The organism is Pseudactinotalea sp. Z1732 (genome assembly GCF_049724975.1).
Lineage (GTDB): Bacteria > Actinomycetota > Actinomycetes > Actinomycetales > Beutenbergiaceae > CALKWS01.
Genome location: NZ_JBMPQC010000026.1, coordinates 1 through 11217, shown reverse-complemented (window position 1 = coordinate 11217; position 11217 = coordinate 1). Strand labels below are relative to the sequence as shown.

12 protein-coding genes are annotated in these 11217 nt (G+C 70.7%); 10 read left to right on the top strand and 2 right to left on the bottom strand.

Translation table 11 applies throughout. The annotated features are described in order from the left end of the window. The first annotated feature begins 128 nt into the window (after positions 1 to 128). Entirely contained in the window at positions 129 to 1190 is a 1062-nt protein-coding gene (locus tag ACPL7H_RS18950) for a lactonase family protein (RefSeq protein WP_424798297.1), read from the top strand. A gap of 68 nt (positions 1191 to 1258) precedes the next feature. Continuing rightward, entirely contained in the window at positions 1259 to 1996 is a 738-nt protein-coding gene (locus tag ACPL7H_RS18945) for a phosphoglyceromutase (RefSeq protein WP_424786697.1), read from the top strand. Positions 1997 to 2050: 54 nt separating this feature from the next. On the opposite strand, the gene phoU is transcribed toward ACPL7H_RS18945, so the two are convergent. Next, on the bottom strand, positions 2051 to 2713 hold the full coding sequence (phoU, locus tag ACPL7H_RS18940) for a phosphate signaling complex protein PhoU (protein WP_424786696.1): 663 nt from the start codon (positions 2711 to 2713) through the stop codon (positions 2051 to 2053). Between the two features lie 72 nt (positions 2714 to 2785). Here phoU and ACPL7H_RS18935 point away from each other — a divergent pair, with 72 nt between their 5' ends. Together ACPL7H_RS18935 and ACPL7H_RS18930 are read left to right on the top strand one after the other, a co-directional pair. Then, positions 2786 to 4042: a sensor histidine kinase gene (locus ACPL7H_RS18935; RefSeq protein WP_424786695.1), complete on the top strand. Its 1257-nt coding sequence runs from the start codon at positions 2786 to 2788 to the stop codon at positions 4040 to 4042. Continuing rightward, a complete protein-coding gene (locus tag ACPL7H_RS18930; protein WP_424786694.1) occupies positions 4039 to 4728 on the top strand; it encodes a response regulator in 690 nt (229 codons plus the stop codon). The genes ACPL7H_RS18935 and ACPL7H_RS18930 overlap by 4 nt, the downstream gene beginning before the upstream one ends. Before the next feature lie 59 nt (positions 4729 to 4787). Here the strand turns inward: ACPL7H_RS18930 and ACPL7H_RS18925 are convergent, their stop codons facing one another. Further along, positions 4788 to 5267: a hypothetical protein gene (locus ACPL7H_RS18925; RefSeq protein WP_424798296.1), complete on the bottom strand. Its 480-nt coding sequence runs from the start codon at positions 5265 to 5267 to the stop codon at positions 4788 to 4790. Positions 5268 to 5558: 291 nt separating this feature from the next. On the opposite strand from ACPL7H_RS18925, the gene ACPL7H_RS18920 reads away from it, so the two are divergent. From ACPL7H_RS18920 to ACPL7H_RS18895, 6 genes are all read left to right on the top strand, one after another. Beyond that, positions 5559 to 6041 (top strand): CarD family transcriptional regulator, encoded by a 483-nt coding sequence (locus ACPL7H_RS18920; protein WP_424786692.1) that lies wholly within the window; start codon positions 5559 to 5561, stop codon positions 6039 to 6041. Positions 6042 to 6067: 26 nt separating this feature from the next. Then, a complete protein-coding gene (locus ACPL7H_RS18915; RefSeq protein WP_424798295.1) occupies positions 6068 to 6823 on the top strand; it encodes an IspD/TarI family cytidylyltransferase in 756 nt (251 codons plus the stop codon). Between the two features lie 4 nt (positions 6824 to 6827). Then, positions 6828 to 7328: a 2-C-methyl-D-erythritol 2,4-cyclodiphosphate synthase gene (gene ispF, locus ACPL7H_RS18910; protein WP_424798294.1), complete on the top strand. Its 501-nt coding sequence runs from the start codon at positions 6828 to 6830 to the stop codon at positions 7326 to 7328. A gap of 136 nt (positions 7329 to 7464) precedes the next feature. Next, complete coding sequence (cysS, locus tag ACPL7H_RS18905; RefSeq protein WP_424798293.1) at positions 7465 to 8904, top strand: cysteine--tRNA ligase; 1440 nt, start codon at positions 7465 to 7467, stop codon at positions 8902 to 8904. After that, complete coding sequence (rlmB, locus tag ACPL7H_RS18900; RefSeq protein WP_424798292.1) at positions 8904 to 9851, top strand: 23S rRNA (guanosine(2251)-2'-O)-methyltransferase RlmB; 948 nt, start codon at positions 8904 to 8906, stop codon at positions 9849 to 9851. Before cysS ends, rlmB begins: the two co-directional genes overlap by 1 nt. A gap of 77 nt (positions 9852 to 9928) precedes the next feature. Next, on the top strand, positions 9929 to 11217 hold a 1289-nt coding region (locus ACPL7H_RS18895), incomplete at its 3' end, for a hypothetical protein (protein ID WP_424798291.1).

The window sequence follows — 11217 nt, the reverse complement described above, 5'->3', positions numbered from 1 at the left end:
ACCATCCCGCCCCAGATCGACCCCGACCGACGAGCGATCATCGACGCCCTCACGACCAGGAAATCTCAGGCACTAAACGAATGACCGAACTCAGGACCAGCCATGGCATTCACGTTAACGTGGGTGCCATGACTGTTTACCGGCAAATCTGGGTAGGCACGGACGCCAACGAGGGTCCCGACCCTGAGGGCATCTGGCGGATCCAGCGACCCGGCCCGGCGGGGGATTGGGATGGCGTCGATGTGGTGCGCACGATCGCTGCGTCCCGTGCCACCTACCTCACCCTGCACCCGTCCGCGGACCGCCTCTACGCCGTCTCGGAGCAGGACGGCGGCCGGGTCATCTCCTACGCGTTCGGGGCGGACTGCACGTTGGGCCAGGTCCGGTCGGTGGCCACCGGTGGGTCGGGCCCGTGCCACCTGCGCGTCCATCCACAAGGACGCTGGTTGTACGTGGCCAACTACGGTGACGGGGTGCTCTCCGCGGTGGAGTTGACCGAGGCAGGAGACGTCTCCGACCACGTGCTCACCTTCGGCCACGCCGGGACCGGGCCGAACCCGGACCGTCAGGAGGGCCCGCATGCGCACTCGACCCGGATCTCCCCGGGCGGGGGCTACCTCCTGGTAGCGGACCTGGGTACCGATGAGGTCCGCGCCTACCCCCTCGAGAGCGGTCGGCCCGATCCTGATCCGGTGATCACCTCGCTCCCGGCGGGCAGCGGACCGCGACACGTCGCCGGATCGGGGAGATACCTCTACATCAGCGGCGAACTGTCCGGTGAGGTCCTGGTCCTGGAGTGGGACGAGAACACCGGCCGGGGTGAGGTTGTCCAACAAGTCCGGGCCGCGACGCTTCCGGGCCGCTCCGAGGACGCCTATTATCTCTCCCACATCCTGTTCTCCAGCGGCGTGGTGCTGGTGGCTTCGCGCGGTTCCGACTCGGTCTCCACCTTCACCGTGCATGACGACGGGGCCCGGCTGGAACTCGCGGGTGAAGTGCACACCGGGGCGTGGCCCCGGCACATGGCGCTGAGCGGGCCGAACCTGCTGGTGGCCGGCGAACGCGAGGATCGGGTGCTGATCCACCCGTTCACCCCTCGGGGCGACCCCGAGGGCCGGTACCAGGGTGCGGTCGGGCCGGTGCAGCACGAGATCGAGATCCCGCGCCCGATGTTCATCCTGCCCATGTGACGCCGGTCGGCCGCTGTCACCAGGCCGCCGATGTGACCGGTCCGGGTCGCATGCGGCAGACTGATGCCATGACCTACACCCTGGTGCTGCTCCGCCACGGCGAGAGCGAGTGGAACGCGAAGAACCTGTTCACCGGTTGGGTGGACGTGCCGCTGTCGGAGCGGGGCGAGGCCGAAGCCGTCCGGGGCGGGGAACTGCTCGTGGAGGCCGGTGTGCTGCCCGAGGTGCTGCACACCTCGCTGCTGCGCCGGGCCATCACCACCGCGAACCTGACCCTGGACGCTGCGGACCGGCACTGGATCCCGGTGCACCGCCACTGGCGCCTGAACGAGCGTCACTACGGCGCGCTGCAGGGCAAGGACAAGAAGCAGATCCGCGAGGAGTTCGGCGAGGACCAGTTCATGACCTGGCGCCGTTCCTACGACGTGCCGCCGCCGGAGATCGAACTCGGCTCGACCTACTCCCAGGACGGAGACCCGCGCTACGCCGGCGAGCCGATTCCGACCACGGAGTGCCTCAAGGACGTCCTCGAGCGCGCGCTGCCGTACTGGAACGACGCCGTGGTGCCGGACCTGAGGGCCGGCAAGGTGGTCCTGGTGGCCGCGCACGGCAACTCCCTGCGGGCGATCATCAAGCACCTGGACGGGGTGGACGACCAGACCATCGCAGGTCTGAACGTGCCCACAGGAATCCCGCTGGTCTACGAACTGGACGAGTCCCTCACGCCGGTCAAGGCCGGCGGCACCTACCTGGACCCGGATGCGGCGAAGGAAGCCATCGCGGCGGTCGCTGCCCAGGGGCGCTGAACCACTCCGCGCTGCCCGGCGGGGCGAGGACCTGCGGCCTCATGGCCGGGCGCCTCAGAGGTTGTTCGGCTCGCCGTCGCCCAGGTCCCCGGTCACCAGGTAGGTGATCCGGCTCGCCACCGAGACCGCGTGGTCACCGAAACGCTCGTAGAAGCGGCCCAGCAGCGTCACGTCCACGGTCTGGCTGACGTTGCCGTCCCAGTCCGGCCCCAGCGTGGACGTGAACGACTGCCGGTGGAGCTCATCGAGGATGTCGTCGTCCTTCTCCACCTGGGCGGCCTTGTCCAGATCGTGGCTCTGCAGGAGTTCGACCAGGTCCACCGCCACCTTCTCCGCGGCCACGGCGAACTCGTCGAACAACGGCTGGATCGACTCCGGTAGCACCTTCTCGGGGTAACGCAGCCGGGCCACCTGGGCCACGTGCCGGGCCAGGTCACCCATGCGCTCGATCGAGGCACTGATCCGGAGACCGGAGACCACCACGCGCAGGTCGGTGGCCACCGGCTGCTGGCGGGCCAGCAGGATGACGCACCGTTCGTCCAGTTCCCGCTCCAGTTCATCCAGCGCGAGGTCGGCCTCGATGACCTGCTCGGCGAGTTGAAGATCTGCGGTGGCCAGCGCCCGGCTCGCATCCCGGATCGCCGTGGCCACGAGGGTCGCCATGTGGAGCAGATCCTCGCCGATCTGGCTCAGTTCCTGATCGAAGATCGCACGCACGGGGACAACTCCTCGGTTCACGGGTGAACACCGCTCGTGTCCACTGCACCTCACTACCCTCTCACGCCGGAGGTGAACGCGACGTGTGCGGGTGATGAACTCCTGACCGTGCGGGCCATCCGGATGCGCCCGGAGCGCCCCACAGGTCATAAGGTGGCCGATGTGGACGGTGTCTGGCTCCTTCTGGCCGCCCTGGTGGGTGTGGCCCTCGGCGTTGGCGCCTTCGGACTGTGGAACTCTCGTAGTAGCTCCGGCGAGGAGCAGGGCGCCGGTGGCGCCCTGCGTAAGGTCGACGACGACGTCGCCAGCGTCCTGTCGGTGCTGCGATCGGTCTCGGTGGTGCTCGGGCCCGACGACGAGGTCTTGCGCGCCACCCCGCCGGCCTACTCCCTGGGCCTGGTGCGCGGTGGCTCGCTGACCCAGGCCTCCCTCGACGATCTGGTGGCCCGGGCGCGCCGGGACGGGCACGTCCACGACGCCCAGTTGACGCTGCCCCGTTCGAAGGTGCCCGGCTCGGACACCCTGGCCGTGGACGTGCGGGTCGCCCCGTTGCCCGGGGACCGGGTCCTCCTGCTCGCCGACGATCGCACCGCGGAGCGGCGGGTGGAGGAGGTCCGCCGCGACTTCGTGGCGAACGTCTCCCATGAACTCAAGACCCCGGTCGGGGCGATCGCGCTGCTGGCCGAGACCGCAGCCGACGCCGCCGACGACCCCGAGGCGGTGCGGCACTTCGCGTCCCGGATGCAGCGGGAAGCGGTGCGGCTGTCCGCGCTGGTGCAGGAGATCATCGAACTCTCCCGGCTGCAGGCACCGGAGGAGGTGGTCGACTTCCTCCCGGTATCGATCGACGACGTGATCGAGGAGGCGATCGACCGGGCCCGGATGGAAGCCGACGCCCGGGAGATGAGCCTGACCGTGGGCGGTGAGGCCGGTGTCCAGGTGCTTGGCGATCACGGGCTGCTGGTGACCGCGGTGCGCAATCTGCTGGACAACGCGGTGCGGTACTCCCCGTACGGCTCACCTGTTCGCGTGGGGGTGCGCACGGTGGACGGGGTGGTGGAGATCGCGGTGGTGGACCAGGGCGCGGGTATCAAGTCCGAGGACGCCCAGCGGGTCTTCGAGCGGTTCTACCGGATCGACCCGGCCCGCTCCCGCGAGACCGGCGGCACCGGTCTGGGACTGAGTATCGTGAAGCATGTCGCGGCCAATCACGGCGGCGAGGTCACCGTGTGGTCCACCAAGGGGCGCGGGTCGACCTTCACGCTTCGCATCCCTGAGGTGGACCCGGCGGTCGCCGGATCCGGTGATGAAGGAGAAGAGGAATCGTGACGCGCATCCTGGTTGTGGAGGACGAGGAGTCGTACCGTGACTCGCTGGTCTACCAACTCACCCGGGAAGGGTTCGCAGTGGAGGCGGTCGCCTCCGGCGATGAGGGGCTGAACGCCTTCGACCGGCAGGCAGCCGACCTGGTGCTGCTGGACCTGATGCTGCCGGGCCTGTCCGGCACCGAGGTGTGCCGGGAACTTCGCACCCGCAGCACCGTGCCGGTGATCATGCTCACCGCCAAGGACTCCGAGATCGACAAGGTCGTGGGCCTGGAACTGGGGGCGGACGACTACGTCACCAAGCCCTACTCCTTCCGGGAGCTGCTGGCCCGCATCCGCGCCGTCCTGCGCCGGGGCGGGGAGGCCCAGGATGCCGAGGCCCCCGACGTCCTGAGCGTGGGCCGGGTGGTGATGGACACCGACCGGCACGTGGTCACCGTGGACGGCGCCGAGATCTCGATGCCGCTGCGGGAGTTCGAGCTACTGGAGCTGTTCCTGCGCAACCCCGACCGGGTGCTGACCCGCGGTCAGCTGATCGACCGGGTCTGGGGCGCGGACTACGTCGGCGACACCAAGACCCTGGATGTGCACGTGAAGCGGATCCGGGCCAAGATCGAGCCCGATCCGGTCCGCCCCACCGTGCTGCTGACGGTGCGTGGCCTGGGGTACAAACTCGTCGACGAGACCTGAGGCCCCCGACGAGACCAGGGGCCCGGTCGACGAGCCCAGGAATTCAGGGCCCGCCCTCGTTACCCCTCGGGTAGGTAGTCCTGGTAGGGATCGAGCGTCCCGTCCAGCACCGGCACCGGGACGGTGATCGAGCCTGAATTGTCCGTGGAGATCTGTATCTCCAGCGTCGCCCCCGGCGCGACCGGGACCGAGGGCAGCACCACGGACTCGTGCTCGGGGTGCAGCAGCAGTGTGGCCGCCGGGTCCACCGTGACCGTGACCGCTTCGCCCATGTCCTGCACGGACAGGCTCACCTCAGCCTCCTGGTCCCACAGGTTCACCACTCCGCCCACCAGGGTGCCGGCTGAGCCCTCTGCTTCCGTGATCACCAGCAGGTTCTCCACCTTGACCTGGCTGCCCAGGTCGGCCCGGGCACCATCGCCGGCGGCGTACTGGTTCATGGTCATCGGTGGCGTGCACGCACCGAGGACGAGCATGACCGCAAGGGCCACGGCGATGAGAGGGCGGCGGAGGCGGGCGTGGTGCTCGCTGCGGGCCACGGGCTCACTCCTTCTGGCTGGGACGGCGTGGTGGGATCGAACGTGTGCAACAGATCGGTCGCGGCCCTGTCGTGCCGCGGGTACCAGCCTACTGTGTGCGGCCCAGGGGCAGTCACCGGCCCCTCCGAGCGGGACACCGGTGCTCAGGCGGCGGTACGGGCGGGTACGGCGGGTGGGGACGGACCGGTGCCTGTGCAGTGTTCGCGGCCCGGTTCGGGGAGCCGAACCAGGGGCCAATGCCCAGGTCACGGCGTGGTAAACTTGACTTCCGCGAAAGGGGAGTGCCTGCACATGTCCTTCACAGTCGGCGAAACCGTCGTCTACCCGCACCACGGTGCGGCTCTGATCGAAGAAATCTCCAAACGAATCATCCGCGGTGAGGAGAAGCTCTATCTCCGGCTCAAGGTCGCTCAGGGTGATCTGACGATCGAGGTCCCGGCGGACAACGTCGATCTGGTCGGCGTCCGCGACGTGGTGGACGCCGAAGGCTTGGAGGAGGTGTTCGACGTCCTGCGCGCCCCGTACACCGAGGAGCCGACCAACTGGTCGCGGCGGTACAAGGCGAACGTGGAGAAGATCGCCTCCGGAGACGTGATCAAGGTGGCCGAGGTGGTCCGGGACCTGTCCCGACGGGACGCGGACCGCGGACTGTCGGCCGGGGAGAAGCGGATGCTCGCCCGGGCCCGCCAGATCCTGGTCTCCGAGCTCGCGCTTGCGGAGAAGACCGAGGAAGAGCAGGCCGAGGCCCGGCTCGACGAGGTCCTGGCCTCCTGAACCGGCGGCCGACGCCGGAGCCGCCGTTGGCACCGAACGCCGGGGTGGTACTGGTCGCGGCCGGTGCCGGAACCCGGCTCGGCGGTCCGGAACCCAAGGCCCTGGCGATGCTGGGCGGCCGGTCCCTGGTCACCCACGCGGTCAGCCGTCTGCGGGCGACCGGCCTGGTGCGCACCATCGTGGTGACCGCGCCCCGCGGCCACGGGGAGCAGGTCCGCCGGGCCGCGTTGGCGGCCTTTGCCGATCACGAGGCGTCGCCGGAGGGCCAAGCGGGCGCCGACCGGGTCGAGGTTGACGTGGTGGAGGGCACCTACCCCTCTCGGCAGGCCTCGGTCGCCGCGGGACTGGAGCGCCTCGGTGCCGGACACGAGGTGATCCTGGTGCACGACGCCGCCCGCCCGCTCGCGCCGTCGTCGATGATCACCCGGGTGATCCGGGCCGTCCAGGGCGGCCATGACGCGGTGGTGCCCGGACTGGCGGTGACCGACACGATCAGGATGGTCGATGAGCAGGACACCGCCCGCGCCCGCGGTGTGGTGGAGCGGGGCCGGCTCCGGGCCATGCAGACCCCGCAGGGCTTCCGAGCCGAGGTGCTGCGGCGGGCGCACGCTTCCGGGGCCGCACGCGGGCGTCACGAGTACAGCGCAGCCACCGATGACGCCGCCCTGGTTGAGGCGCTCGCGCTCGAGGTGCACGTGGTGGCCGGGGAGCGCGCGGCGATGAAGATCACCGACCCGCACGATCTGGCCGTGGCCCAGATGTACCTGAACGAGGGCTGGTGAGCCGGTGAGCAGCCCGCGAGTGCCCGTGCCGCGCACCGGTATCGGTGTGGACGTGCACGCCTTCGCCACCGATGGCACGTCCGGGCTGTACCTGGCCGGCATCTACTTCCCGGATGAGATCGCCCTGACCGGGCACTCCGACGGCGATGTAGCCGCCCACGCCGCCGCCGACGCCTTGCTGGTGGCCGCCGGGGTGGGGGACCTGGGTTCGGTGTTCGGCACCAGCGACCCACGCTGGGCCGGGGCCGCCGGCACCGCGATCCTGGGCGAGGCGGCGCGCCGGGTCCGCGCCGCGGGCTTCGTGGTCGGGAACGTGGCCGTGCAGGTGATCGGGAACCGGCCCAGGCTCGCCCCGCACCGCGGCCGTGCCCAGGAGTTGCTGTCCGCGGCCACCGGTGCACCCGTGACCCTGAGCGCCACCACCACCGACGGGCTGGGCCTGACCGGCCGCGGCGAAGGGCTGGCCGCGATCGCCACCGCGCTGGTGGTGGCCGGCGCCGGTTGAGGGTGCCCGGGAGCGTCCCTGGTTACGCGGCGAGCAGCAGCTGGCAGGTCGGTCAGGGTGCACCGGTCGGCGGGAGTCCGCCGCCCCTGGCAGGGTGCGGCGCCCGGGGGCGGCCGGCACCGATAAACTCGACTGAATGTCGCTGCATCTGTATGACTCCGCCACCCGCGAGGTGCGCCGCTTCGAGCCCGAGGTCCCGGGCAAGGTGGGCATCTACCTGTGCGGTGCCACCGTGCAGGGCTCCCCGCACATCGGGCACATGCGCTCCGCCGTCGCCTTCGACATCCTCACCCGCTGGTTGCGCCGCAGCGGCTACCAGGTGACGCTGGTGCGCAACGTCACCGACATCGACGACAAGATCCTGTCCAAGTCCGCCGAGGCCGGTGTGCCCTGGTGGGCCTGGGCCTACCGGTACGAGCGCGAGTTCGCCCGCGCCTACGACGCGCTCGGGGTCGCTGCGCCCACCTATGAACCCCGGGCCACCGGTCACATCACCGAGATGGTCGAACTCATCGAGTTGCTCATCGAACGTGGCCATGCCTACACCGGGGATCCCGGGAACGTGTACTTCGACGTGCACAGTTTCGGCAGCTACGGGGCGTTGACCCGCCAACTGGTGGAGAACATGACCACCGTGGAGGAGGCCGCCTCGGACAAGCGCAACCCGCACGACTTCGCGCTGTGGAAGGCGCACAAGGAGGGCGAGCCCGCTACCGCGGCCTGGCCCACGCCCCACGGCCGCGGACGGCCCGGGTGGCACCTGGAGTGCTCGGCGATGGCGCGCAAGTACCTGGGTACCTCCTTCGACATCCACGGCGGCGGGATCGACCTGCGTTTTCCGCACCACGAGAACGAGCAGGCCCAGTCCTGGGCCGCCGGCTGGGGCTTCGCCAGGCTGTGGATGCACAACGCCTGGGTCACCACCGGCGGGGAGAAGATGAGCAAGTCGCTGGGCAACTCCCTGCTCACCGAGGTCGTGCTCCAGCGCACCTCCCCGATGGTGCTGCGCTACGCCCTCGGAGCGGTGCACTACCGGTCCGCACTGGAATTCTCCGACTCCACCCTCTCCGATGCCGCCGCCGCCTGGCAGCGCATCACCGGACTGCTGGACCGGGCCGGTGCCGCTGGGACCGATCCGGCCGGGCGGATCGCCACCGCCACCGCGCGGGAACTGGACCAGGTGGAGTTGCCCGGGGCCTTCAGCGCCGCGATGGACGAGGATCTGAACGTCTCGGCGGCCCTGGCCGCGGTGCACGAGCACGTGCGCCACGGCAACAGCGCCCTCGCCGCGGGCCGGGAGGCCGGCGAGATCGCCCTGCAGGTGCGCGCCATGCTCGCCGTGCTCGGTCTGGACCCGTATGCCGAGCCCTGGCGCGGGGCGGCCGAAACCGGTGACGACGGGACTTCCGCGGTGCTCGACGCGCTCATCTCCCAGGTGCTCACCGCTCGCGCGCGGGCCCGCGCGGACAAGGACTGGGCGCGAGCCGACGAACTGCGCGACCAGCTCCAAGCCGCCGGTGTGGTGGTGGAGGACTCCTCCGGCGGTGCCCGCTGGAGCCTGCGAGGGGATCACTGATGGCCGGTAACTCCAAGCGCCGCGGCGCCGTCCGCAAGACCGGGACCAAGAAGGGCGCCCAGGTCGGATCCGGCGGGCAGGGTCGCAAGTCGCTGCGCGGCAAAGGTCCCACCCCCAAGGCCGAGGACCGCCCCTACCACCCGGCAGCCAAGCGCAAGGCCAGTGCCGAACGCTCCGCGCCACGCAGGTCCCGAGCCGCGGGAGACCGGCCCTATGAGGTGATCGGGGGGCGCAACTCGGTGCTGGAAGCCCTGCGGGCGGACATCCCGGCCTCCACCGTGTACGTGGCCACCGGCGTCGGTGGGGATGAGCGCACCGCCGAGATCCGCCAGATCATCGCCGATCGGGGCATCCCGCTGCTGGAGGTGACCCGGACCGAACTCGACCGTCTCACCGATGGCGGGGTGCACCAGGGGGTCGGGCTGCAGGTGCCCACCTACACCTATGCCGAGCCGGCGGACCTGCTCAGCACCGACGCCCCGGGCGCCCCGTTGATCGTCGCGCTGGACTCGGTCACTGACCCGCGCAACCTCGGAGCCACCCTGCGCAGCGCCGGCGCCTTCGGTGCGCACGGGGTGCTCATCCCGCAACGGCGCTCGGCCGGACTGACCGCCTCGGCGTGGAAGGTGTCCGCCGGGGCCGCGGCCCGGGTTCCGGTGGCCCGGGCGACCAACCTGGTCCGGGCCCTGGGTGAGTACAAGAAGGCCGGCTGCTTCGTGGTGGGACTGGATGGTGAGGCGCAGACGCCGGTGGCCGAGTTGCCGGTGGTGCACCAGCCGTTGGTGTTGGTGCTGGGCTCGGAGGGCAAGGGCCTGGGCCGGTTGGTCCGGGAGACCTGCGACGCCCTGGTCTCCATCCCGATCTCGGCCTCGATGGAATCCCTCAACGCCGGCACCGCGATCGGTATCGCGCTGTACGAGGTGGCCCGCCAGCGGGCCGAGGGCTGACCCAGGCGGGGCCCCGGATCGACGGCGCACCCGCCTGAGCGCAGGACCGGTACAGGTCGGGTAGGTAGGCTCGTGCCATGAGCAGTTCAACAGGGTGGCGGCGGTGCGCCGGGCTGGTCAGCACCGCGACGCCGCACGCCGCACGGGCCGAGGGATTCCTGGACGGTGCCCAGGTGATCGGGCTGATCGAGTCCGACCCGGACGCCCCGTTCTCGGTCGCGGTGGCGGTGGCCGTGGATGAGGAGCGCCGGGTGGCGGTGCTCTCGGCCGGCCGTACTGAGATCGTGCCCGGACCGCATCTGTCGGACCTGGCCGAGGCGCTGGCCACCGAGTGCCAGGCACTGGTGGTCTTCGAGGAGATCGTGGTCGAGGGCGTCGGCGCCAAGACAGAGGACGATGAGGACTTCGACCCGTTCGGCTCCGAGATCGACCTGGCCTCCACCCGGCTGCCCGAACGTGCGGTGGTGGTCACCCGAGCCTCCACGCGAGACCTGCACGATCTGGCCACCAAGGCCAACACGGTGCTGTGGGTGCTGGAGTCGGGCGAGTACCAGGTGGTCTTCGTTCCGGACGGCCCGGCGCTGACCTCGCTACAGTGGCGCGATGAGCACCTGCCGGTGGTGGTGCTGGAGAAGGGGTCCTCGTTCCCCTCGATCAGCGTGCTGTCCGAACCCGGCGAAGCGCACCTGCACTCCTGGGACGCCACCGTCACGGTGGTGCCCACCGAGGCCGCCGAGGTGGTGCAGCCGTTCGTGCGCGACAAACTCGGCCCCGATGCGCTGGTGCGGAGCCTGCGCGCTGCCGTGCCGGAGGCCGATACCGACGCGCTCACCGAGGCGCTCGTGGCCGACGGTGCGCGGGGCCTGCTGGGCATCGTCCCCAGCCTGGGGCTGCCGGAGGTGGTGACGCGGTTCCTGCACGACCAGATCCCGGCGGCCGAGGTGCCCGGCGCGGTGGAACTGGATCCGATGACGGTGGCAGATGCGGTGCGCCGCGCCATGGACGAGGCAGCGGACGAGGCCAGGGCGCACGTGGAGCACATGCGCGAGGTGGCCGACGACGCCCGCGAGCAGGCCCGGGAACAGGCCCGGGCGAACGTGGAGCAGATGCGTCGCCACGCCACCGAGGCCTCCGAGGCCGCCTACCGGATCGCCGACCCCGACGAGCACCCCACCCTGGCCTGGACCACCCCGGTAGCCGGGTTGGTGCAACTGGCCGGTGCGCTGTTCGCGTTGCGCAAGGCCCTGAGCCGCAACGCCTCCGGTGCTCCGGTCGGTAAGTGGTGGGGCCTGCTGGCCGGTGTGCTCGGCACCGCCGCGGCGGCGAACCTGGGGTTGGCCGCGCTGCCGTGGCTGAAGCGGTGGCG

What these genes read in the sequence shown, in the direction of transcription:
- ACPL7H_RS18950 (WP_424798297.1), top strand. Translation starts at nt 129, where the DNA reads ATGACTGTTTACCGGCAAATCTGGGTAGGCACGGACGCCAACGAGGGT.
- ACPL7H_RS18920 (WP_424786692.1), top strand. Translation starts at nt 5,559, where the DNA reads ATGTCCTTCACAGTCGGCGAAACCGTCGTCTACCCGCACCACGGTGCG.
- cysS (WP_424798293.1), top strand. Translation starts at nt 7,465, where the DNA reads ATGTCGCTGCATCTGTATGACTCCGCCACCCGCGAGGTGCGCCGCTTC.
- rlmB (WP_424798292.1), top strand. Translation starts at nt 8,904, where the DNA reads ATGGCCGGTAACTCCAAGCGCCGCGGCGCCGTCCGCAAGACCGGGACC.
- ACPL7H_RS18945 (WP_424786697.1), top strand. Translation starts at nt 1,259, where the DNA reads ATGACCTACACCCTGGTGCTGCTCCGCCACGGCGAGAGCGAGTGGAAC.